The organism is Microbulbifer maximicatervae (SeqCode), assembly GCF_052467225.1.
The window spans coordinates 1,317,115-1,341,738 of record NZ_CP174303.1; the positions used below are offsets into that span (position 1 = coordinate 1,317,115).

18 protein-coding genes are annotated in these 24,624 nt (G+C 50.5%); 4 read left to right on the top strand and 14 right to left on the bottom strand.

Annotation, left to right across the window (positions count from 1 at the left end):
- Positions 1-170 precede the first annotated feature (170 nt).
- On the top strand, positions 171-2,249 hold the full coding sequence (locus tag ACJJIZ_RS05710; RefSeq protein WP_444915494.1) for a TonB-dependent receptor: 2,079 nt from the start codon (positions 171-173) through the stop codon (positions 2,247-2,249).
- Positions 2,250-2,261: 12 nt separating this feature from the next.
- Here ACJJIZ_RS05710 and tcuB read toward each other — a convergent pair whose 3' ends face one another.
- The 7 genes from tcuB to ACJJIZ_RS05745 all read right to left on the bottom strand — a co-directional run bounded on the left by tcuB (position 2,262) and on the right by ACJJIZ_RS05745 (position 11,576).
- Positions 2,262-3,335: a tricarballylate utilization 4Fe-4S protein TcuB gene (gene tcuB, locus ACJJIZ_RS05715; RefSeq protein WP_444915495.1), complete on the bottom strand. Its 1,074-nt coding sequence runs from the start codon at positions 3,333-3,335 to the stop codon at positions 2,262-2,264.
- Positions 3,322-4,731 (bottom strand): FAD-dependent tricarballylate dehydrogenase TcuA, encoded by a 1,410-nt coding sequence (gene tcuA, locus ACJJIZ_RS05720; RefSeq protein WP_444915496.1) that lies wholly within the window; start codon positions 4,729-4,731, stop codon positions 3,322-3,324. Before tcuA ends, tcuB begins: the two co-directional genes overlap by 14 nt.
- Positions 4,732-4,811: 80 nt before the next feature.
- Positions 4,812-6,662, bottom strand: a complete 1,851-nt coding sequence (locus tag ACJJIZ_RS05725) for a DUF885 domain-containing protein (protein WP_444907238.1) — start codon at positions 6,660-6,662, stop codon at positions 4,812-4,814.
- 140 nt (positions 6,663-6,802) lie between these two features.
- Positions 6,803-8,719, bottom strand: a complete 1,917-nt coding sequence (gene dxs, locus ACJJIZ_RS05730) for a 1-deoxy-D-xylulose-5-phosphate synthase (protein WP_444915497.1) — start codon at positions 8,717-8,719, stop codon at positions 6,803-6,805.
- Between the two features lie 95 nt (positions 8,720-8,814).
- Positions 8,815-9,708 (bottom strand): polyprenyl synthetase family protein, encoded by an 894-nt coding sequence (locus tag ACJJIZ_RS05735; RefSeq protein ID WP_444916194.1) that lies wholly within the window; start codon positions 9,706-9,708, stop codon positions 8,815-8,817.
- 15 nt (positions 9,709-9,723) lie between these two features.
- Entirely contained in the window at positions 9,724-10,038 is a 315-nt protein-coding gene (locus tag ACJJIZ_RS05740) for an exodeoxyribonuclease VII small subunit (protein WP_444915498.1), read from the bottom strand.
- A 50-nt stretch (positions 10,039-10,088) separates the two neighbouring features.
- Entirely contained in the window at positions 10,089-11,576 is a 1,488-nt protein-coding gene (locus ACJJIZ_RS05745) for a PQQ-dependent sugar dehydrogenase (protein ID WP_444915499.1), read from the bottom strand.
- Between the two features lie 796 nt (positions 11,577-12,372).
- Here ACJJIZ_RS05745 and ACJJIZ_RS05750 point away from each other — a divergent pair.
- Positions 12,373-12,942, top strand: coding sequence for an HNH endonuclease (locus tag ACJJIZ_RS05750; protein WP_282931208.1), 570 nt, complete (start codon positions 12,373-12,375; stop codon positions 12,940-12,942).
- Positions 12,943-12,995: 53 nt separating this feature from the next.
- On the opposite strand, the gene ACJJIZ_RS05755 is transcribed toward ACJJIZ_RS05750, so the two are convergent.
- From ACJJIZ_RS05755 to ACJJIZ_RS05780, 6 genes are all read right to left on the bottom strand, one after another.
- Positions 12,996-14,006 carry a D-alanine--D-alanine ligase gene (locus ACJJIZ_RS05755; protein ID WP_444915500.1) on the bottom strand — a complete coding sequence of 337 codons (1,011 nt, stop codon included), beginning with the start codon at positions 14,004-14,006 and terminating at the stop codon, positions 12,996-12,998.
- 4 nt (positions 14,007-14,010) lie between these two features.
- Entirely contained in the window at positions 14,011-14,952 is a 942-nt protein-coding gene (gene mepA / locus ACJJIZ_RS05760; protein ID WP_413663359.1) for a penicillin-insensitive murein endopeptidase, read from the bottom strand.
- Positions 14,953-15,028: 76 nt separating this feature from the next.
- Positions 15,029-16,102 (bottom strand): histidinol-phosphate transaminase, encoded by a 1,074-nt coding sequence (gene hisC, locus ACJJIZ_RS05765; protein ID WP_444915501.1) that lies wholly within the window; start codon positions 16,100-16,102, stop codon positions 15,029-15,031.
- Complete coding sequence (locus ACJJIZ_RS05770) at positions 16,099-17,139, bottom strand: FHA domain-containing protein (protein WP_282931212.1); 1,041 nt, start codon at positions 17,137-17,139, stop codon at positions 16,099-16,101. The genes hisC and ACJJIZ_RS05770 overlap by 4 nt, the downstream gene beginning before the upstream one ends.
- Positions 17,130-18,428, bottom strand: a complete 1,299-nt coding sequence (locus ACJJIZ_RS05775; protein ID WP_413663356.1) for a S1C family serine protease — start codon at positions 18,426-18,428, stop codon at positions 17,130-17,132. Before ACJJIZ_RS05775 ends, ACJJIZ_RS05770 begins: the two co-directional genes overlap by 10 nt.
- A gap of 110 nt (positions 18,429-18,538) precedes the next feature.
- A complete protein-coding gene (locus ACJJIZ_RS05780) occupies positions 18,539-20,320 on the bottom strand; it encodes a trans-sulfuration enzyme family protein (RefSeq protein ID WP_444915502.1) in 1,782 nt (593 codons plus the stop codon).
- Between the two features lie 848 nt (positions 20,321-21,168).
- On the opposite strand from ACJJIZ_RS05780, the gene ACJJIZ_RS05785 reads away from it, so the two are divergent.
- On the top strand, positions 21,169-21,522 hold the full coding sequence (locus ACJJIZ_RS05785) for a hypothetical protein (protein WP_444915503.1): 354 nt from the start codon (positions 21,169-21,171) through the stop codon (positions 21,520-21,522).
- A 17-nt stretch (positions 21,523-21,539) separates the two neighbouring features.
- Positions 21,540-22,037, top strand: coding sequence for a hypothetical protein (locus ACJJIZ_RS05790; protein WP_444915504.1), 498 nt, complete (start codon positions 21,540-21,542; stop codon positions 22,035-22,037).
- On the opposite strand, the gene ACJJIZ_RS05795 is transcribed toward ACJJIZ_RS05790, so the two are convergent.
- Positions 22,034-24,583, bottom strand: coding sequence for a protein kinase domain-containing protein (locus ACJJIZ_RS05795; protein ID WP_444915505.1), 2,550 nt, complete (start codon positions 24,581-24,583; stop codon positions 22,034-22,036). The genes ACJJIZ_RS05790 and ACJJIZ_RS05795 overlap by 4 nt on opposite strands.
- Positions 24,584-24,624 lie beyond the last annotated feature (41 nt).

The window sequence follows — 24,624 nt, forward strand, 5'->3', positions numbered from 1 at the left end:
TTGCATTTTTTATTGCGTAAAGAGTAACGAGAAGTAAAATATTAAATTCTACGCCATTTAGTAAGGAAGCTAGAGCTAGCTAATATTTATAAGGATTATGAATATGATTTTCTGATATTATCTGGTCACAACATAAGATATTCTATCTTTTAAAGAATAGGGATGTGGACTTGAGGATCATAAATAAGATCACTTTGGGTTATATTGCACTGGCTCTGCTTCCGATCAGTTTTTCACATAGCAGTGAAACTCAGATTGAAACTATCGTTGTGACTGCGGGTAGATATGAACAGGATATTTCACAGCGGATGGAGAGTATTTCTGTTGTAGATAATGATGTACTCAGAAAAAGTGGTAATACCCATATTCAACAAAGCCTGGTGAGTGTACCTGGAGCAAACCTAGCAAGAGGGAATGGACAGGAATACCTGCCAGCCCTACGTTCTCCAGTACTGACTGGTGCAGGAGCCTGTGGTGGTTTGTTGACAGCAGAAGATGGGATTCCATTGAGAGCAAATGGATTTTGTAATATCAATGAGTTATTTGAATCCTTCAGCGAGACAGCTCGGCATGTCGAAGTGGTTAGAGGGCCTGCTGGTACCCTCTATGGCTCTAATGCAATGCATGGATTGATCAATGTTATCAGCCGCGATCCTGTAGAAGGAGAGAATGGATCTCTCAACACTGAAGCGGGGCCCCACGATTACTATCGATTGGGTGTATCAGCAGATCATCGCCTCAGTAGTGAAGGTGATGTGATCAGTGCAGATTTGTATTTGATGACTGATGGAGGATATAGGGATCAGTCAGGATTGGACCAGCAAAAGGCTAGCATCCAGTATACCCACCAGGTCGGTGATAGCAGAGTTCGAACTCGTCTAGTAGCGACAAGCTTAAAGCAGGAGACGGCTGGTTACCTCGAGGGTGACGGAGTTTACCGCAATCGTCGATTGAGTCGTATCAACCCTAATCCAGAGGCGTTTCGAGATGCCAATTCTCTCAGATTTTACTCTCTGATTGATATACCTGTGAATCAAACTAGTCAATTACATTTGGCTCCTTACCTCCGTAAAACTGACATGCGTTTTCTGCAGCATTATTTACCGGGGCAACCAATGGAGGAAAATGGCCAGGAGAGTGTTGGGATAAGAAGCGGTTATTATCTGGAGCTGGGTGAAAAGCTTAATCTGCTAACCGGTATTGATACTGAATTAAGTAAAGGATATCTCCTGGAAGCCCAAGAGAGTGTTACCGAGGGCTCTGAATTTCTGCAAGCAACCATACCAATGGGAAAGCACTACGATTATGAAGTCGTAGCTTGGAATGTCGCCCCCTATGCATCGGCAACCTGGAAGGTTAATGATCAATTGGAAATCACTGGTGGAGTCAGGATTGAATCTGCACACTATGACTACGACAATCAAATGCTTCCCGGGCGCACAGATGAAAATGGATTACCCTGTGACTTTGGAGGCTGTCGGTTTAGCCGGCCAAATGACCGAAAAGATAGCTTTAACAATATATCCCCCAAGTTGGGAGCGCTATTATGGTTAAGTAATGAACTACAACTCTTTACTCAATTGGCCCAGGGTTATCGTGTACCCCAAGCGACAGAGTTATATCGATTACAGCGAGAGCAGACGGTAGCAGATCTGGATCCAGAGGAAATTAATAGCTTTGAAGTAGGGCTGAGGAAAATAGGCGACTCTTTGTCATATGAGTGGGTGGCTTATACGATGAAAAAGGAGAATGTAATATTTCGTGATGCCGACTATTTTAACCAGTCCAATGGCAAAACCCGGCACTGGGGAGTTGAGTTGGCTGTAGATTATGAATTCACTGAAAGCTTACGGCTAGAGGTGAGTACCAGCTATGCAGAACATCGCTATGCAGATCAAAGGGAGTTGCAAGGTGTAGAACTGGATGGAAAGCTTGTAGATTCTGCGCCAAAGACCTTTGGTAATTATCGACTTCACTGGTCCCCGAATTCTTTGGTATCAGCGGAGTTTGAATGGTTACATCAGGGTAGCTATTTTACAGATCCTCAAAATGCTTATCGGTATCCAGGACATGACTTACTGAACCTCCATTTGGCCTGGCAGTGGAAACAATATCAAATTTCTACTCGAATACTGAATATTACCGATAAAGCCTATGCTGAGCGCGCGGATTACAGTAGTTTTAGTGGTAGCCGCTATTTCCCTGGAGAGCCTCGTTCAATTTACTTTGGAATCAATTTTGATTGGTAGTGTAATAAGGCCTTACTTTTTGCTTTCGGATTTCATTTGAGCGTCCCGAATCAACGCTGCCATGCGATAAAAACCATGAGCCATTTTAGTGTAGGGCGTGAGTAAAAAAAATGCGAGAACTGCACCCAAGTGTAAATCCAATAGTAGGGGGAGTGCGGCTGTCCCCCCGAGGGAAAAAAGTAATAGACCGCTGAGTGCGATGAATAACAGTAGGCCAACAAACCCCATCTCCCCGCTCCAAACCCTTGCTGAGCCAAGTTCTGGATCAGCCTTGAGCTTTAGCTGAATAAGCTTGCTACACCCCACTAATATGAGTAATCCACCAGGTATACCAAGTAATTTGGGTACAGAAAAAATCGAGTATGGCCCTGGCATGTTCAGAAAGTAATACATTACTGTGCCCGAACAGGTAGCTGCAAAGCACAATAAGAAGCCGTATAGAACAGCTTGGTGTGCGTATCGTCGCTGGTTGCTGAATCGGTCTTCCTCTTCGAAGTTACATCCATCCCCGTGGCCCCCGGATAGATTCTTTAGTTTTCCTGCTGAAATTAATGCACTTCTAAATTGACCCCAGGTAATTTTTTCCCCGTCGATTTTCCTCCAGTAGCGACGTAAACTTATCCCCAGGCTAAACAGCGGATAAAGAAAGGCCGGTAAAAAAATACTGGTCATAGTGGCGTGAGAAACAATTGCGTAGAAGCCCTCACCACCACTGGGTTTCAATACTCTTATTACATAAAAGATGATGGCAAATCCGATGATAGTAGCCAGGGCGATCAGACTGCCGCGTTTTTGGAACATTCTAGCGATACCTCCCGGCCAGGCAAAAGTCTCCCAGCTTTTCTGTCGCGCTTCGGCCATGACTTGGGGAATATTAATATTGAATTCGTGGGGATCGGTATACTGGCAGGCATAGTAACAACCTCGGCAGTTGTGGCAGAGATTGGCCAACTGGGTGATGGTTCCCTCTGAGAAAGAGCGGTGTAGTTGAAGTGCTGGAAAAACGGCGCAGTAGCCCTCGCAATAGCGACAGGCATTACAGATTTCTGCTTGCCGCCGTGCCTCTTCCAAATTATCCATTTGCATAGTTAGCGGCTTCCCTGCCAGCAATACGCCCAAAAACGGTGCCGATCATCATACCCAACCCAGCCAGATATCCCTGACTTAGGATTGACCCGGCCATGGTTTCTCCTGCAGCCCACAAGTTTTTTACCGGCCCTGTGGCAGTGCTGCACTGGGCATTCTCATCAATCTTGAGCGCCAGATAAGTGAAGGTAACCCCGGTGCGCAAGCTATAGCAGTAAAATGGTGGCTCGCTGATGGGGCGGGCCCAATTAGTTTTTTCTGGTGTCAGGCCGGTAGTGGCGACACTATCCAGCTCGGTGGGGTGAAAAGCGTCACTACTGCCACAAGCAGCATTAAAGGTTGCTATGGTATCGATCAGTTTTTCAGAGGGTAAACTGGTTTTTTCCGCGAGTTCCTCCAAGGTGTTCGCTTCGGTCGGAGGAAATGCTGATGGCATAAACATTTTTAAAGACTTGGAGTCGATAATTGCAAAAGCCACCTGGTCTGGCTGTTGTGCGACAAGGCGGCCCCAGATGGCATAGCGTTTGGGCCAAATATCTTCTCCCTCGTCATAAAAGCGCTGGGCCTCCTTGTTAACGACGATGGAAAAGGGGACACAATCCAGGCGGGTTACTATGCCCCCATCAAACTTCGGCGCTCGCCCATCAATTGCCACTGCATGGCACTGGGTGGGATCTCCGACGGACTGCACGCCTTGCTCCAGTAAATCTTCCAAGACCACACCCCGGTTATAAGGTGTTCCGCGTATCAGGAAATTTTCAGCAGCTGGGCCCCAGGCTTTTTCCAACCACTCAAGATTGGCTTCGAATCCGCCGGAGGCTGCTACAACTGACCTGGGTTCAATTTGGTATTGCTGTCCCTCGTAAACATAGTCGACACGAGTAATATGATTGCCCTCTAGCTGCAGGTGCTTAACGTGTGCCCGATACAGCACATCAACACCTAATTTGCCTGCAGTTCGGTAATAGGCGTTAACCAGGGACTTACCGCCGCCAAGGAAAAAAGCATTTGTGCGCGTGAGGGATAGTGTGCCGGACAGAGGCGGCTGGAAATGAACGCCGTGCTTTTGCATCCAGGGAAGCGCTTTTTCTGATGAGCGTATAACCAGCCGAGCTAACTGCTCATTGGTTTTACCCCCGGTAACTTTTAGCAGGTCTTCATAGTACTCGTCTTCACTGTAATCACCTTCCAGTGGACCCAGGGGGCCTCGGTGCATACAGCGTATATCCCTGGTGTGGCGGGAATTGCCGCCTCGATAGGGCTTGGGGGCAGTTTCCAGGATAATCACCTTGGCCCCAAGTTCGGCAGCAGTTATAGCTGCGCACAGAGCGGCATTGCCACCCCCAATTACGGCGAGGTCGTAGTGAGTGTTCACCGATAGAAAACCCTTTTGCAATGGATCAGTGTTCCATTGCAAAAGGTAGGTGAAAATTGAGAATAAATAGGCGGGCAGGCAATCCCTGCCGCAAAAAATCGTTAGCTGGTGGCGGGTTGTTCAGCTTGCTGCATGTCGATGTGAACAGATACAGAGGCCTGGCTTTCCAGCCAGTTGTCCATGCGCTCTTCAAGAATATTCAGTGGCAGTGCTCCAGATCCCAACAGAGCGTCATGGAAACTGCGAATGTCGAAATTGCTATCCAGGGTTTCCTCCGCCTCTTTGCGCAGCTCTTTAATTTTGAGCTGCCCTAGCTTGTAGGCCAGGGCCTGGCCGGGCCAAATTAAGTAGCGGTCTATCTCGACGGTTACATCGTGGAGCGGTTTGGCGCTGTTTTCCATAAAGTATTCGATCGCTTCCTCGCGGCTCCAGCCCAGCTGATGCATACCGGTGTCCACAACCAAGCGCACTGCACGCCACATATCGTAAGAGAGTGCACCGAATTCGCTGTAGGGGTTTTTATACAGGCCCAGGTCGTAACCGAGACTTTCGGAGTAAAGGCCCCAACCCTCTACAAATGCGGTATAGAGAGCCATACGGCGCAGTGGGTGAATATCAGTTTGCTCTTGTGCCAAGGCAATTTGCAGGTGGTGACCCGGCATCGCCTCGTGCACTGTGAGCGCCTCCATTTCCCATTTTGGGCGGCTGGGCAGGTTGTAGGTATTGGCAAAGAAGATACCTGCACGGCCAGCTTCGTTGGAGCCGGGCAGATAATAAGCTGTGGTTTGGGATTGTTCTGAATAACTGGGTATAGGTTTCACGCCATAGGGCAGGCGTGGCAAGGTGCCGAACAGAGCGGGCAGCTCTGCATCAATGCGCTTGGCAATATCGCGGTAATCCCGCAGTAACCCCTCCCGGCTGGTGTGGTAAAAGCGCGGGTCGGTACGCAGAAACTCGGTGAATGCTTTGAAGTCTCCCTGGAAGCCTGTCTTCTGGATAACTCTATCCATCTCCCCGCGAATTCGCTTCACTTCCGCAAGCCCAATGCGGTGGATCTCCTCGGGGCTGAGGTCGGTGGTGGTATTCTCTTCCACTTTATGGGCGTACCAGCGCAGACCATCAGGGCGGCTGGTTAAAGCGGTATCTATCTGGGCCTCGGGAATATATTTGCGCTCAACAAATTCAGCCATACCCTGCCAGGCCGGTACCAGTTGTTTGCTGTAAATGGCATAGGCACGTTGCTGCAGGCTTTTCCGCTTAGTTGCTGGAATGGCCTCAGGCATTTGATTAAATGCTGTCAGCAATGGGCTGTGCTCCGGCGCGGCAGGTACCAGTGCGCGTATTTGACGCGGTAGGTCGCGCAGGGTGATTTGTGGTGGCGTGACTCCTTTGCGCAGACCCCGGCGCATCAGCCCCTGGGTTTGTTCAATCAGGATTGGCAACCTTTCCAGACGGCTGATTATCGTCTCATAATCGGTTGCAGTGCGCTTGGGCATGCTGTTGATTACTTCCGGTATACTGCGTTGGATGCCGCTCATATGGGTAAGCGGTTGCAGGTGGTCCGGGAACTGGAAGCCTTTCACTTCTCCCAGCAAGTCCTGGTAGAGCAGCTGGTAATCCAATTGTTGTTCGGCTGGCAGATCGCTTTGATCGATATTACGTGCAGCCCCTAAAAGGATTCTGGTCTGCTTTTGACGCAGTTCCACAGACTTAAGAGAGTTATCCACCCAGCGATGATTTTGCCCGGGATAGCCCTCGTAGGTTGCCTGGCTGGGATAACTCTCCATGATCCAGCGATAGCGCAAATCCTGCAGGGCGATGAGGCGCTCGGAGGCGCTGCTCTCAGGAAGGGATTTGTAAGCTTTTCGGAAGGTGTCCTGGTCCATCGCTGAGGCATTGAGGCTCACAACAAGTCCCAGGGATGTAAATAGGGCTTTTCTGATAAACGACATAATCCCCTCAAGTGAAAACGTGTGGCCCCAATAGTGGCCGGATTTAGTCAATGGGTGGTTTGTTACCACTGCAGGCAATTTATTGCCGGGCATTCGAAGAGCAGCCAGCCGCATTAGCTGGCTGCCAAAGGCGGGCTGGGTCAATTGGCTGCCGCTGTGCGACTGCCAAACTCCTGGTGATTGATCAGTTGCAAGCGCCTGCGAATCTGTTCCTCAATACCGGAGGCATTGAGGCCGATGGCCGCCAGCAGGTCTTTGTGCTTGCCGTGCTCAATAATTTGATCTGGAAGCCCCAGTTGCAGCACCGGTACCGACCGCGCAGTGCTATTAAGGTATTCGAGTACGGCACTGCCAGCACCACCAGCAATGGTGTTCTCTTCGATGGTAACTAAGAGTTGGTGACTCTCGGCAAGTTCATCGATCAGTGTCTCGTCCAGGGGTTTTACCCAGCGCATATCGGCTACGGAGGCCCCCAGCTGCTCTGCAGCGGCCATAGCGGGGCCGAGTAAGGTTCCGAAGCTGAGGATGGCTACACCACTGCCCTGGCGCAACAGGCGCCCCTTGCCGATCGGTAGCTCTGTCATTTCCTTGTTGATGGCGGTACCCATACCAGTTCCGCGTGGATAGCGCACAGCAGTGGGGCCGCTGTGTTTGTAGGCGGTATAGAGCAGCTGGCGGCATTCGTTTTCGTCACTGGGCGCGGCGATAGCCAGGTAGGGCAGGCAGCGCATAAATGTGAGGTCAAAACTACCCGCGTGCGTGGGGCCGTCTTCCCCAACCAGGCCGGCGCGGTCGATGGCGAAAGTGACATCCAGGTTTTGGATTGCCACATCGTGCACCATTTGGTCGTAGCCGCGCTGTAAAAATGTCGAATAAATAGCAACTACCGGCTTCTGGTCTTCACAGGCGAGGCCCGCAGCGAGAGTGACGGCGTGCTGTTCGGCAATGGCTACGTCGTGGAAGCGGTCCGGGAAGCGCTTGGAGAACTCCACCATACCGGAGCCCTCACACATGGCCGGGGTAATAGCAACCAGGCGCTCGTCCTGCTCTGCGGCATCGCACAGCCACTGGCCAAAAATATCCTGGTACTTGGGCAGTTTCTTCTTGCCGGGTACGGCTACTTGCACCTTGGCTTCCGGCTCCAGCTTGTTCAGCGCGTGGTAGCCCACCGGATCTTCTTCAGCAGGGCCGAAGCCTTTGCCCTTGATGGTGGCAATATGCAGGAGTTGCGGGCCCGGCTGGCTGCGCAAGTTGCGCAGGGTGTGGACCAGGTCGTGCATGTTGTGGCCATCCAGGGGGCCCACGTAGTTAAAACCCAGTTCTTCGAACAGGGTACCCGGCGTGATCATACCTTTGACATGCTCTTCGGTGCGTCGCGCCAATTGCCAGGCTTTGGGGATGGCAGACAGTATCTTACGGCTGCCCTCGCGCATATTCAGGTAGGTTTTACTGGCCAGGATTTTGGCGAAATAGGTAGCCAGGCCGCCGACATTTTTTGAGATAGACATACTGTTGTCATTGAGAACAACCAACATGTCCTTGCCGGTATGTGAGGCGTGGTTCAGGGCTTCGAAAGCCATTCCCGCCGTCATGGCGCCATCGCCAATCACCGCCACTACCTTGCGATCGTCAGGGGAGCCCAGGGCCATACCCAGGGCGGCGCTGATCGAAGTGCTGGAGTGGCCAACACCAAAGGTATCGTAGGGGCTCTCACTGCGTTTGGGGAAGCCGGACAGGCCCCCTTGCTGGCGCATGGACAGCATCTGCTCGCGGCGACCGGTGAGGATTTTATGGGGGTAGGTCTGGTGGCCCACATCCCAAACCAGCCGGTCCTCCGGGGTATTGAATATGTAATGCAGGGCGATGGTCAGTTCCACCACACCGAGACCGGCACCAAAGTGCCCGCCGGTCTGGCCGACACAATACAGCAGGTACTCGCGCAATTGGCTGGCGAGTTCCGGCAATTGGCGTTCATCGAGGGCGCGCAGCTGCGCCGGGTCGTCGATCGAGTCGAGTAGCGGTGTCTGCGGGCGTGTGCGTGGAATTTCTTCGAGCATCAAATGTATCAGTTGCAACAGATGGTGATATTGAGGGGGATTGTATGCCCGTGGCGGGCATATTGCATCCCAAACCCCACAGGCAAGGCTGTGACTTAGTGTCCGCGCTGCACGATATAGTCTGCGAGCTGCTGCAGTAGCAGGGTATCGCCATCGAGACTTTGCAGTGCCTGGGAGGCCTGGGCGTGCAGTTTTGCCAGCTTGTCCCGGGCGCCGTCGACGCCGAGCAGAGAGACATAAGTGGGTTTGTTGCGCAGGGCATCGGCGCCCTGGGTTTTGCCCAGAACCGCGGTTTCAGCAGTGATATCGAGAATATCGTCCTGAACCTGGAATGCCAGGCCAATAGCTTGGGCGTAGCGGGTAATAATCTCCAGCTCCCTCTCGCTGGCACCGCCCAGCAGTGCGCCCATACGAGCGCTGGCACAAATCAGAGCCCCGGTCTTGAGGCGGTGCATGGGCTCCAGCTGATCCAGGGTCAGGGTTTGGTCAACGGAGTCCAGGTCGATAGCCTGGCCGGCGACCATACCTCGGGCCCCCGCCGCAGTGGCGAGCTCACGCATAAGCTGTAACTGCAATTGAGGGGCGAGGGGTTCAGCGAGGAGCAACTCGAAAGCCTGGGTTTGCAGTGCGTCGCCGGCGAGAATGGCTATGGCTTCGTCATAGGCGATATGACAGGTGGGGCGACCTCGACGAAGGTCGTCGTCATCCATTGCCGGCAGGTCGTCATGAACCAGGGAGTAGGCGTGAATGCACTCCAGGGCCGCCGCTGTGCTATCGCAATAGGCCAAGTCAAAATCGACTCCCCGAAAAACCTGGGCACAAGCGTAGACGAGAGCGGGGCGCAGGCGTTTGCCGGGGCCCAGTGCGGCATAGCGCATTGCTTCGAACAGCTTTTCTGAGCCGTCGATCGGGGTGTTGAGCGCCTGCTGGATTCGGCTTTCGACGCGTGTGGAGGAGGCTTGTAGGAAGGCTTTCAGCTCCTCTGGCAGGTTTGCGGAACTCACTTAAACTGGGTCCCCGGAGTTGTCGTCGGCATCAAAGGGGAGCTCGCGGATATTGCCGCTCTCTTCAATTAACAGCTTCACTTTCTGCTCGGCTTTGGCGAGCTTCTGTTGGCACTCCCGGGTGAGTTTCACTCCCTTTTCGAAATCAGCGAGAGCCTCCTCCAATGGGAGATCTCCGCCTTCGAGTCGCTCAACCAGCTGTTCCAACGCCTCGAGACTCTCTTCAAAAGTTGATGTTTTTTTCTTTGCCGCCATAGCATCGCCTCTTAATTGCGGGGCAACCTTAGCGGCTGGCGCTGCGGGGGTCAATTCCATGGCCCCCTCATCCGGGAGCCTCCTCTCAGTGTCGTTTAGGAGCGCAATTCCTAGAGGCTCGACTCCCGGGATAAAAGATAGTGCGCCAGGGCTTTTTTCTGCACCGCCGTAAAGTTGTAGTTAGGCATTGGTGGTGTTGGGGCGTCGAAGTAGTCAGCCAGGGTCTGCGCTGTGTATTTAGCGGACAGGTTGCGCAGGGGAAACTGGGCCTGATGGCAGTGGGCACAATCGTTAGACCGATAGAGCTGGGCGCCCAGTTGAACCACCTCGGCATCTATTGAAAGCGCGTTGGCCGTGGATGTTTTTTGCAGTTGTGGCTGCTGTGTTGTCAATACAGCTTGGCGAGGGGGTCCTTGGCTTACACGATAAACTGCACCGGCGTAGTCATCGGAAATATAGATGTTGCCCAGTTTATCCTCGGCGATGGCGACAGGGCGGCCGTAAACCGTTTGGCGGTCATCGCTGAGAAACCCCCACAGGAAATCCCTCTGTTGAATTCCCCCGTCGTTACTCCAGTGCAGGGAGACAACTTTATAACCATCTTTCACGCTGCGGTTCCACGAGCCGTGCAGGGCGACCAGCGCTGCATGGCGATAATCCTTAGGCTGTTCCACACTGCGCAAAAATTTAATCCCGAGTGGCGCGTTGTGAGCGCGAAATTCGTACACAGCAGGAATTGAGTCAGCAATCTTTTGCTGGATTTCAGGGCTTGCATCCACCCCAAGATCCGGATCGGGAACCCGGTCACCGTAAGCGTAGGGCCATCCGTAGAATTGGTCTTTGCGAATCAGGTTGAGCTCATCTGGCGGCAAGTTGTCGCCGAGCCAATCGCGGCCATTATCTGTTGCGTAAAGTCCGCCATCTTTTGGAGACCAATCGAACCCCACACTATTACGCAGGCCGGTGGCGTATATTTCAAAATTATCCCCGTTTGGTTTCATTCTCATGATGGTTGCGCGGCGAGGATCTTTTTCAATACAAACGTTGCAGCTGGAACCACTGCTGAGAAAAAGCCATCCATCGGGACTCATATCAATAGTTTTTGTCCAGTGTCCATCGTCCTCAAGATTTTCAATAATTCTCTGGTAGCGCCCTGCCAGTCGCCCATCGGAATGATCAAAGGGAACCCGTCCAACTGCGTCGCTTTCGGCAATATATAACCAGCCGTCGTGTAGCAATAATCCGTGGGGCCGTTGAAGATTATCAATTAGGGTCTTTTGCCCGTCGCTGCGGCCGTCGCCGTCTTTATCTTGTAATAAAAGTGAAACTTTGCCATGTTTAGTCTGAGAGACGATGATGTCTCCATTGCGGGTCACTGTGAGCCAGCGTGCGCCGGGAACATCCCCTGCAAATAACTGGACCGAGTATCCATCTGCTGCGGTCAGCCGGCCTGTCACTTCTTTTTCTGTTGTTTTGACACCACCGACCAGTTGGCGCCAAGGCACACTGACGCTGGATTTAAAGGTGGCTAAGGCGGTAGAAAGCACCGCGCCGAGGGCGATAAAAAATATTAGCGTATATTTCAACGTTTTCTTCATGGTATCGATTGAACTTGAAATAAAGATGTTTATAGTTGCCGCGCTTATCTATTTACCCCTATAGTTAACACGGGATTAATTTCCTGTCTCCCCTCCCTTTTGTAACAGGTAACTCAGTTTGTGAGATATCTCTTACACAAAATTCAGCAGATTTCCCCTACTTTTTTCTCCCTTGATGTCCATAATTAACTTGCAAGGACGCGAAAGGGACTGCACTACTGCGGCAATGGATAAATGGATTGCGCCGCTCGCCCTAGGGATATGGGCACCATCCTGTGAGACGCACCGCCCGGGCCGGATTGCCTGGGCGGTGTTTTACATTCTGCTTTAACCTGCCTGTTGCTGCCTGCAACGCTTTCCACAATTTACACCTTTCTTTTGTAATTTGCTGTTATTCCATCAGCGGCATGTCGCTGTCTGGAATTTGTAATAGTTATCCGCTTTAATGTTGATAGGCCGGCCAAATTACCCATGGGCCGGCGGAGGGTGGCGCATTCAGTAATCTACCAGCAGAAGTGCCCGTATTACCCAAGGCAAAACTACGCCTGTGGGCATCTGTATTTTCGTTGGTAAAAAAGCTTTCAGACTCCTCCATCTTGTCTGGGAGCAAGCTTTTACTTTCGAAGGTGGCAGTTTTTTCTAATGCTGCGAATCGCGCCAGCTTCTGTCATCGTCATCCAGTCCCTTCGATCTGTCACTCCAAAACTTCTTTTTTCTTCTTTATAAAAACCGTTGTGATTACACGGAAACAGTTCCGGGGCTGCCTTGTTCTATTCGACTGTGGGGAGGCGAGGTTATGCACGCGAGAATATTGCGTTTAAACCTGGCGGGACAACCGCTGGAATGGCTGAGTTGGCAAGAGGCATCCTGTCTGTACGTGCGGGAGCTGGTTACATGGTCGCTGGGAGGTGTTGTCCAGCGGGTGAGAGGAGGCTTTAATCGCAATGGCGATCGTTCCAGCCTTGATCTGGCCGCTATTATCGCCTGTGGCGGTGCACGTATGGCCCGTCCGCGCCGGCGCCCCCCCCTAACAAATCGAGCACTGTTTTTTCGCGATTCCCATACCTGTCTTTATTGCGGTAATTTCTTTAAAAGTGTGGATTTGACACGGGACCATGTTATTCCTGTTTCCAAAGGCGGAGTTGATTCCTGGGAAAATGTGGTCGCGGCCTGCAGGCGCTGTAACCAGCATAAGGGCAATCAACTATTGGAAAATATCGATATGGAGTTGTTGGCCTTGCCCTTCTGTCCCAATGCAGCCGAATACCTAGCCTTGATTAACAGTGAGCGGATTCGCGGCGATCAGATGGAGTTTCTGCGCGGTCAGTTTTCACGGCGGCGTCAACAGGGGTGGTTGTTGCACTAGCCCGTCGGATCGAAATGAGCAAAAAAGAAAAGGGGCCAACAGGCCCCTTTAAATTATGTCTTGTTGTTAGGTGAAGATACCGCAGAGCGGATCAGGCCGGCCAGGTATTCGGTGAAATTGTGCCCGTGGTTTTCCATCATTTTGGGGAACATGGAGTTTGGCGTCATACCGGGAAAAGTATTGACCTCATTGAGGTAGAGTTCGCCGGTCTCTGTCAGGAAAAAGTCTATGCGGGACAAATCCTTCAGCTTTAGGGCCTTAAAAGTGCGCAGGGATACTTCGGCTATCCATTGAAGCTGTTTTTCGTGAAGATCAGCAGCTTCGATAAAGGTGACCGCGCGGCTGCCCTCGGCATACTTTTCCTTATAAGTGTAAAAAGTATCCGTTGGGGCGCGTACTTCTCCCGGGCGGGTTGCGATCACATCATCGTTGTAGTGGTAAACCGCAACTTCCAGCTCTCTGGCTTTCAATGCTTTTTCTATCAGCACATAAGGGGAGAGTTTAAAGGCGTCCTCGATCGCGGCCTCTAAGCCCTCCTTGTCACGGACCTTAAAGCAACCTACGGAAGATCCCTGATTGGAGGCTTTAACAAATACTTCACCCCAGTTCTCCAGGGCATCATGAGCTTTTTGTAGTTCCTCGACTTCAGTGCTGTGCAAAAACTCGTAAGGTGTGTTTTCAATACCCAGAGCGCTGAGCCACATCTTGGTTTTAATTTTGTTAAAGCAGATTTTGCTGGGCTCAGGCGCAGAGCCGAAATAGGGGATGCCGAACATATCTAGTTGCGACTGCAAATCGCCGGTCTCTCCCGGGTAGCCATGAATTGCAGGAATTACGTAGTCCACATCCCAGGAGTTACCTTCTTCATCGCGAATTTTGCGATCGTAAAAGATATGGTAAACCCGGCCCTGGCTGTCGGTAAGGCAGCCACTGCTATCCATTTCCACTCGCAATAGGGCGATGTCCTCTGCCGCTGACAACTTGTCCTCGATAAAATCAGCAGTTCTGAGGGATACGTCGTGCTCGCTGCCGCCACCGCCGCAGATAAGCAAGGTGTTAATCATAAAATTATTCCGTCGTAGTGCCTGCCGAAGGTGCGGTTAATACCTGTTCGCACTGTTGAGGCAAGGTCTTTGGTTTCGGCTTTTTCTGTTTCGGCTGGGGTTTAGTGCCATTGAGAATTGCATAGAAGTCATCGCTAAACCACCAATCCAAGTCACTGCCACAGGCTGCAGTGGTCACTGGTGCCTGGGGCTTACAGTTGGTGCTTCCCTCTGGGCAGGCCAGGCGCACATGAAAATGGTAATTGTGCCCCCACCAGGGGCGCACTTTTCGCAGCCACTCGTTATCTTCGCCGGATATTTCGCACAGGTGGCGCTTGATGGTCGGGTGTACAAAAATTCGTTCGACCCGCTGGTCCTCTGAGGCCAAGCGCAGGATTTTGGGAACCCGGTCGTCCCAGTTTTCAGGGATTAGGCGGTGTTTGCGTTCATCAGCCAAGGCAACAGCAGAAATATTATCACGCTCCCACGGGGTGAGGGGACGCTCTGCGGCCCGCCGATCCTGGGAATACCAGATGTCTACGTCCAGGCCGGTTTGGTGGCTGTTGTGCCCACCACTGCCGAAAGGGCCCCCTCGAGCCATAGACATGTCACCGATCTGGATTCTGCCCAGATCTTTCTGCGCCACGCTCTGGGAAAACTCCTTCAGGAAGTTAATGGTCTGGGGGTGGGCAAAATGTCGGTCGCGGCCAGTCCTAACCAACTGATAGCCCTCTCCCCTCAATGGCAGGGTCTCCCCGCCACTCAGGCAGCCATTGGTGTAGGTGCCAATACTCGATGGTGTCTGTGCACTGGGCCCTTCGACCTTATCCCAGTCGTTGGCACTTGCGGCGCCGCTCGCTAGGGCCGAGGCGAGAATCAGGGTGTGGGTTAATTGCCGTAATAATCCCGCTTTAAAGGGGCTGACGGCCTCGGTAGTGGATACTGAATTTTGAGCTTTCGGGTGCATAGGTCCCTGGATACCAATAAGTCACAGTTGTCGGGCCACCTCAAGTGGCGCCCGACGAGTATAGACAGACAGAGTGCTAGCTCTGTGACGCAAGTATCTCTTTGCAGTTCCGTATCAGCTGCTCCATTTCTTCATCGGTGCCAATAGAGATACGCAAGTACTCACTGATCCGAGGCTTGTTGAAATAACGTACGAGAATATTACGCTCCCGCAGTGCCAGATACAGGGCTTCTGCGCCGGGCTCCGGTGGTTTGGCCAGAAGGAAATTGGCTTGGGAGGGAATCACTTCGAACCCCAGGTCTGTAAGCGCCCGCTCACAGCGCTCGCGGGTGGCGATGACCTTGCCGCAATTGTCGCTGTGCCAGGCGGTATCGCGGATCGCTGCGGTGGCCACACGCTGGGCAATGGCATCAATGGGGTAGGAGTTAAAGGAGTTCTTGGCTCTCAGCAATCCTTCAATCAGGTGCTTCTGCCCCATGGCAAAGCCGAGGCGAAGCCCTGCGAGGGCATAGGACTTTGACAGTGTGTGTATCACCAACAGGTTGGGGTAGCGATCGATGAGTGTTGCTGCACTCTGTCCACCAAAATCGATATAGGCCTCATCAATAACCACCACTCTTTCAGGCTGTGAGCGCAAGAGCTGTTCAATTTGCTCTAGCGGCAGGTACCGTCCCGTGGGTGCATTGGGGTTGGGAATAATTACACCGGCTGCAGGAGCTGCATAGTCCTCAAGCTGGATAGAGAAATCACCGTGCAGGGGAACAGTGCGGCTTTTGATATTGAAGAGCTGGCAATAAACCGGGTAGAAACTGTAGGTGATATCCGGAAATAGCAGGGGCTCGCTGCGGCGGAAAAAACTGTAAAAACTCAGAGCCAGCACTTCATCGGAGCCATTGCCCACAAATACTTGCTCAGCAGAGAGATTGTGCTTATCGGCAATAGCGCGGCGCAATTCACAGGACTCCGGGTCGGGATAGCGGCGCAATGCATCGGCAAAGTCGTGTTGCTCCAAGAGCTTTAAAGCTTCGGGAGAGGCAGGGTAGGGGTTCTCATTGGTATTGAGCTTTATCAGGGTTTCACTCTTGGGCTGCTCCCCGGGGGTATAGGGTTCCAGCTGGTCGAGCCCTGGGCTCCAATAAATCTTGCTCATGATTCTACCTCTGCGGTACTACTTTGATTGTCGCTGGAGGAGCCTTCAGCGCCTTCTTTAGTTTCTTTTTTCTTGATGGGGATATCAAACAGGTCGGCCGAATTTCCAATAAATTCCTGCATGGGAACAGGGTTGCGGAACAGCATATTATCGTATTTCAACTCTGTGGATATCGGCGGAACCTCGCTGAATTCGTCCATGTTGTTAACGCTTTCAGCTAAGCCCAGGCCGAGGAATGCCAGTGGCAGTGTCAGTGCCACTGTCCAGCGCCAGCCCCTGGCGAGGTTGGTGGCCAAATAGCAGGCGGACCAGAGCATTGCCGGTAATATGATGGCGAGTACCAGGAAGTCCAGGACCTGAATAGTAGTGCCGATGGCAAAATTGAAATTGATCAGCCCCCTCAGCCACTCCCAAAAGGTGTAAGTAAGTGCACCTATGGCGGCGATGGATAGATGAGTGAAAAAGTGCGTTTCATGCCTGACTACCCTGCCGATAAACGCCCAGACTCCGGCATAAATCACCATGCCAATAATGGCCGTGGCAAGAATATTGACGGCAATAGTCCATTGATAGTTTCGGGCGTAACCGAGGTAGCTCATCAGTACGCTGGCGAAGCCAAAACACAACAGCAGCAGTATTGCTCCCAAGGGGTGGGACAAGCTGGAAAACAGGTTTTCCAGTGAATGGAGAGGGGTAGCTTCAGGTACCGGGTCATCCGTATGGAAAACCCGGAAGCGTGACTTCCCACACTGCAGCAAGTCACCGGAGGAAATCCTGTGTTGAGCGATGGTATCTGGTTTAACGGACTTATCTTTCAGGTTTCCCAAAAGCTGGCAGCCGTTGGTCGAATTGAGGTCGTGTAAGACGTACTGGCCGTCCTCTCCCCGCTTGATTTCGGCATGGTGGGCATCGGAATGGATGTCCTCCAGAATTGCATCGTTGTCGTAAGCGCGGCCCAGGGTAAATTTATCCCCGTCCATTCGGTAGCGCAGCTGCACCCGGTGGGCGCGATTGAGTTCTTCAATAATCAGGGCCATTGGATCTCGCTCGTAAACTTCTGGGTAAAGGCGTCGGCGGACTCCTGGGTAAAGCCGGACAAGGTAAAGTGGCTGACCAGTGCGCGGTTTTTCTGATCCACACTTAGGCTCAGGAAGAAAATATCGTAGAGGTCAGGAAAGTCCTTGTAGCGCCTGACACAGTAGCTGGTGCGCGCGATCAGGGGCTCGCGATTGCGATCCGGCTTCGATACCGAGGTTTCATTGCCGCGCTCCTGAGAGGTAAATCCTTGCTGGCAGCGGAAATTGGTTACATCTTCTTCTCCAGCGCTATTGCCTGGGTAAAAGGAGTCCATCTGCCCTTCGTACTCGGCATAAAAGCGCGCGGGCAGAAGATCCTCGGCTTGCAGCCAGAAAAATTCGTACTCTACCCGCCCGGTGTTGAAGTCGTCGGACAGGAAAATAACATCTTGTCCGGTGCAGCCTTTATCAATTCGCTTGATCGGATTGGTTTCGCTCTCTTGGGTGTTTCCCCAGCATTTAATGGCTGGAATTATTTCACCGACAACCTGGGCCTCACCGAGGGCGCGACGCTGCCAGTCGGCCCTGAGTATTGAGTCGATAATTTTTTGCTGGTTATCCAAAAGCTGTTGATAAGTTACTTGCTTAAGGTTGAGAGTGCCGCCTTCGGCGCGATAGTGCTTTAAAAGCGACGACAGTTTATCCACTGGCACCAGGAAGCTAACCTGGTTGCCCGCAGTTGCCACATTAATGCCGACTACCTGCCCCTGGGTATTGATCGCTGGCCCGCCGCTCATTCCCGGATTAATAGATCCGGCAAAGTGAATACGATCGTAGAAGCTACCGCCGGCAATACCGTTATAGGTCCCGGGAATCAAGGTCATGCCCAGGTCCAATGGGTTACCCAGGGAGACAATGGTTTCCCCTTTTTTGGGGGTGTCTGTCGCCAATTCCAGGTATTCGTCTCCCGGTTTCTCCTGGCGCAGCAGCGCCAGGTCATTGACGACGTCAATATCCAGTAGAGTTAATTTTCCCCGGGTGCCATTAACTGCAAGATATTCCAGGGAGTACTCGTCTGGCTCGCTAACCGCTTGAGCCACTACGTGGTAGTTGGTGGCGATCAATCCATCGGGGGAGATTTGAAAGCCTGACCCCAGGCCGGCTTTTGAATTGGAGGACTTTTCGATAAGTCGAATTTGATAAAGGCTGCCGCGATAATCACTGTAGAGCTTTTCATAGCCTTGCGCCATTGCAACAGTGGATAAGCAGCACAGAATCCAGGCGAAGAGCCACGTGGAAAGTTTCGGCATTTTGAATTGATTAAATTGTGGACAGGAAGCGTGATACTACGGGATATAGGATAGTGCAACAAGCGCCCATCACCGGCGCTATCTACCAGTGATGGGTTTGTTTTGGATGGTTAGAGATAGTCCACAATTTTTGGCTGTGTCTCTATCACTTTCTGGTGCGACTCGAGATAAAAGCGACTGAAGAGTTTGTCAGCTTCTTCCGGGGCGATAAAGCCCTCGCTAAAACCAGGGCTAACTGGATCGAGATGCAGGCGCGCGCAGTTGATCACATGGGCGGCCATCTGCGCCATATTTTCATCCCCAACAGAAATTCGGATAGTGGTTGGGAATATACCCGCCGCTTCCATCGCTTCAGGTGATAACTCTGAGTGAGATGTCAGGGCGGGGCAGAGCACCATGGTATTTGTCTGGCCCAAGCTCACCATCTGCCCGAACGCGGGCTCCAGCGCGTCAAAGAAACTTTTAAAGGCCTCGGTGGGAATTTGCGCAGCTTCCATATCAATGCTGAATAATGGTGTGGGGAACTGGTAACGCATCAGCGACTCTCGCAGCCCGGAGTTGGGATGGGTTTCCACCGCATGGCTGTTGACACGGATCTTGCTGTGACTGGCGAAGAAATGGCTGAGGCTCAAAGTATTAATGCACTTGGTGAGCATGCGCATTTCGAGGGTGCGCATACCGCAATGCACTTCCCAGGCCTTGTCTGCATCCAGGAAAGCCCCCTTGATGTAATAAACATCCCAGAACATGCACTGATCCCAATTAAGGCCTTTTGCGCTGTCGCCTTTAGGGATAAACATGCGGTGGTTTTCGCCGATAACCACACCGGCAGTGGCAGCACCGGTGCCACCAATATCCTTGGTGTAGGAGTGAACAACAAAATCCGGTCTCTCTTCCCTATCTTTGCGGCGCAGTGGTTGATATAGGAAAGGGGTTGCCAAGGTGGCATCCAGGCTTACCAGGATATTTTCCTGGTGAGCGGTTTTACAGATAGCCGGTACATCCAGCATGATCCCGTGGGGATTACATGGCGACTCAATATAGACATGTATTTTTGCTCCGGCACTGATTGCGTCTGCGTGTGCTTGCTGAATATCGGCCAGTAGCTTTTCGAACTCTTCACCGGTAGTGCCATCAAACCAGGCCAGGTTGATAGACAGCTTATCTTTGCGCGCGTAGAAATCCTGTAATAGCTGGTGAGTGCCGCCATAGACATTCCTGGAAACAATTAAGATATCCCCGTGGCGCAATTGATTTGATAGGAGTGCATCGATTGCAGCCATACCGGAATTAAAATTCCAGGCCATATATTCACTGGCTTCAGGTCCGCATTCCAAATCCACAATAGCATTGGCCAGGGAAATGGAAGTGGGGTTGAGTAAACGTGAATAAATATCGTGGCTTGGCTCGCGCCCACGGAAAGCATCGTCCACCCACTCGGTGCAGGCATAAATGTAAGTTGCTGTGCGAGCAATTACCGGGGTTGCAGAAAAAATAGCGGGAATATTATCGAACAGGGGATAACCACCCCGTGTGGTGATATTAAAGTCGTCCCCCTGTAGGCTTTGAAAGCTAGCTCGCAATGGGTTTTGTAAGGTGTCCAATAATTTAGCCAGCTGGAAACTCATAAATCGCTTGGCATTGAAATAGGCAATCTTGTCAGACTTGTCTAAGCGTTGGAGTGTGTCCGTTACCTGGCTCCACAGCTGGCTTAGATTGCCCTGTGCCTGGTAGAGCAGGGTTGCGGTCTGTTCTAACAGTTTTCCATGTTCTGATTCACTATCAATACAAAAGTGCTGCAATTGCTCTTTTGCTAGTTCATCAATATTTTTTGCCTCGGTGCTGTTGCGGCGGGGAGAGAGAATTTTTACATCTTCTAAGTTCGCTTCCATTGTGTCCTCACTATGTGATGCTTTTTGTTATATGGCGACTCTAACAGTCCTGTGCGGCGCATAAAACACTTGGCGGGCAATTAGTATGTAATTTGCTGTGTTTTGGCGTGATCGATCTGTAATTTGGAAATCTGTACAGTAGCTTCCAGTTGAGGGGGTAGGTGGCTGTGGTAATGGTTGCCGGCCATGGAAAGGCAGCCCCCACAACATTTAAACAGGATTTAATTTCCTCGTAGCCTTAGGTGGTGCGATGAAATAAAGGGATTCAGCGCAAGCTGAACGGTCAAGCTGGAATCGACAGGTGTAGAGTCTTAGTCGATTCTCTTGGATGAGCTTGTCCGGGCATGGATGCCAAATTTTGCTCTTGATAGTGTTGTTGTAACCGTCGATGGTTGGGACCATCATTTCGGGCCGGCAGTTTTATTACTGCCGGCTTTTTTTAATTTGGACTCCATTTTGAAAGCTATTACCCATACAATATTTTCCAGTCTTCAAGCCTGCCGTGTAGCACCCAATAAAGTTCTGTGACGCAATTCAAATTAGATTAAATTGGCGAATGGGATCATCGATTGATTTCAGCAAGTTCCAAGAACAGTTTTATATTTATTTTAAAAAATATGGCCTGATTTTGGTCTCGGCGTCGCAATAATGGAAAAGGAATGATCCTTCCGCTCTAGCTTCTGCTTGAGTTAAGCGCTGATTAAATATTATTTTTGGCGTACGGTGACTCTGTGTGCTCTATGTGTCCCTTTTAAATATTTGGTGTGTGATTGCCTGTAATGAGGTGTGATCGACCTGTAGTCCTTAAGTCTGTACATTGAGGCCCAGTTGAGGGAGTACAGGTGGTTGTGGGAACAGTTACCTCGCCATGGAAGGGCAGCTCCCACAATAAAATTTCGGATGGATTTAATTCCCCTATCGCCCTGTGCGCGTTAGGGAGTAAAGGGATTCAGCGCAAGCTGAGCGGTCAAGCTGGAACCGACAGGTGCAGAGCCTTGGTCGATTCAACTGGATATGCTTGTCCGGGCACGGATGTCGAATTTGCTCTTGATAGAGTTGTTGTAACCGTCGATGGTTGGGACCATCATTTCGGGCTGGTAGTTTTTGTTCTGCTGGCTTTTTTTAAAGCTGGAGCCGGTTATGATGACGCAGTCACGGATGTATTTTACAGAAAAAAATCGTCCTTTGGTGACACGATATAACAAATTCAGATATAGGGATGAAACAGATGAAAACTTGTGCTGAGCGCCCCCTGCTTAATCTTGAGGTGCCCAAAGAGGGGCTGACCGTTGAGCTAATGTTGCAACCGCAAGAGCAGGTGAACAAAGAGCCGCAGTACTGGCCTCTTTATAATGTTGGTAATGATAATGAAGAAGAGTACTTTGGCAATTGGAATATAGATATCCACAAGGGTGGTGTGCTTACTTTAAAAGTTACTTTAGACTTATCCAAAGTGCCAGGTAGAAATTTGGAGTTTGTTCGCTATCGCCAAAACCATAAGTTAGATGGTTTGATCGCACTCACTCCGGATTTTCGTCATCAGTTCCGCGCTAGAGCAAAGGAAGTCGATGGCGAGTACACGACTTTGATTATTAAAGTCAAAGATAAAGAAGATATTCCCGATAGATTCTCCTTCTTATGGATGTGTGTAGATGCAGAAACAGGTATGCATTTCGTGTCTGGGGACCCTGATACATCGATAAACCCAATTCCTTAATCGCATATTGCTTCATGTACCACTTTGGATACATGAGGCTGTGTGCATAGTGTTTGATATTCGGGAAAAAACAAAAAGTCAATGCTCATGCCCTGGTTAAGTAGTTCCTCAAGGTGGTAGTTGGCTGATTGCCACTCTTCAGCCAGGGCATAAATATTGGCCGCTGTTTTATTAATGTAGGTACTTTCCGGTGAAATATGTATTAGCTCTTTAATAAGAGATATAGACTCAGCTATTCTGCCAATATTGGCTAAAGCTTGGGCTCTGTATTTCCTACTTTGGATATCATCACTGTTTTCAGTTAAGGCGACAACTTTTGAAAAATATTTTTTAGCTGCTTCATGGTCGGATAGCATAATATAGCATTCAGCGACCTGTATATTCATTTGAATATTATCTGAGAACTCCGCTAAGATATTTTGGTACTCAGCTAGCGCTTCGGTATATCTTTTTTGCAAAAAGAAAATTGTCCCTAGGTTGGATCGAGTGGACCAATCACGAGACTCTACAGGTACCTTACCGATTAAATCCTCGGCTACTTCCAAATTGCCATTTTCAATTTCAATTACACTCAAAAGGTTGTATGCCTTCCATCTACCGGGATAGGTCTCTATCATCTCCTGCAGTATTTTTCGTGCAGCATCGTAGCGGCCTAATTGAAGTGTATTGGCTGCTACGTAGTATTCATTGTTAAAGGATGGGTTGAGTGCCGCAGCTTCTTTGGCGTATTCTAAGCTCTGCTCGTAATTTCCTTGCATATATTGGTAGCGAGTGAATTGTGTCAGTAAGTGAGCTGAGGGATGATCTTCGGCTTCAAGCTTTTTCAAAATGAGAAGGAAGCCTTGCCTATCATCACTGACGGATTTAACGGCGAACTTGGCTTCGAGGATAGCTGTTTTGTCTACGCCAAAACCATCAGCACTTGTCAATATACCTAGAGCTCTAGATAACAACTTGTTATCGCTTGTAGCTCCCCAAATAGCCATAGCTGTTGAAGTGTAAGATGTATATAAATTTGTGTTGGTAGGGTATTTGCCTATAAGCTGTTCAAGGACTGCGAGGTCATCACTGCCAACATTATTTTCACTGTCGAGTTTGGCAAGTACAGCCAAGTAGCTATTATAATCTTCTGGCTCCATCTTTGACTCTTTGTGGGATTCTCTCCTATAACTTTGCGCAAAAAGCTCTACAGCGTTATTTCCTATAGTGTATTCAGCTTGTTGCCGTTTATCGCTAAGAAATAGAAAGCTAGTTTGGTTCCGGATTTGGCTATCAGTAGGATTGATACGTTGAAGCTCTATATTGCAGCGTAACTGAATGCAGTTTACATTTGCGAGTAGTGCATCTGTGACACCTTTATTGCTTAGGACTTGAAGCTGCTCTTCATGGCTTTCACCTAGTGAAGGTGTAAAACTTACCAGTGCGCTGGATTTTAGTTGAGCAGGCGCGCTTTGAAGTCCTTGGCGTATCATGGCCTCAACCAACATTTTTTCGTCCGCACCACCAGAAACCGAGCCGTTAAATTCTACTGGAAGAACGGCAATATACTGTGGTGGCAATTGTGTAAAGGTGTTCCAGGCCCAGACAATTGCTGCGCAAGAAATGGCTAGAGCTGAAATCAGGAAAGTAGCATAGCCTCTCTTTTTTTTAGGCTTGATCAGTAGTTGGGTGACGGTTTCTGAATACTGTCGCGTGTTGGCATCAATTCCATACTTGTATACAAGTTCAAAAGCCTCGTGAACTTGTTGTGCAGAATCTGGGCGTTGCTCAGGTCGCTTACTTAGCAGCCGGTCTAAAAGTGCAGCAAGTGGCTTAGGTATTTCGGGCCATGATTGTTGTGGAGGAATATGAGGGGTTTGAGTAATTTGCTGAGCAAAGGCTAAAGCGCTTTTGTCTCCACGCTCAAAAGGCTTTGAGTCGCACATCAGCTCGTAGGCAATGGCCCCGAGGCTAAATAGGTCACTGCGAGCATCAAGTTTGGTCCCTTGGAGTTGCTCTGGGGACATAGCTTGAACACTACCGGCTATATGGTCTTCCCTAGTTAAATCTTGATCGCAGTCCAGGGCCTTGGCAATACCAAAATCACTGATCTTGGCTGTGCCATCTACCGTGACTAAAATATTTTCCGGTTTAAGATCTCGATGAATAATACCAAGGCAGTGGGCCTTACCCAGACCTTGGCAGATCTGCATCAGTAGATCGAGCTTTTCTGCTAGCGTTGGTGAATTTTCACGCATCCATTCCTTTAGAGTAACTCCCTCAACAAGCTCCATTACCAAAGCAATGCTGTGGTCTTCCTCGATAACATCGTACAATCGTACAATATTGGGATGGTTTAACCGTGCAAGTAACTGCGCCTCACTGCGGAAACGAGCCTCAGCGGAGTTGCCGGTCATATCAGATCGAAGCTGTTTAATGGCAACCTTGCGCCCGAGTTTTATATCCTCAGCCAAGTAAACAACACCCATACCGCCGGCACCCAAGGTGCGCTCAACCCTGTAACGGCCTTGATATTCCTCAGTTTTCTCCAACGCAACTACGTCCATTGTATTGTATTCTTCTCGGATGGATGTGGGATTTTACCTGA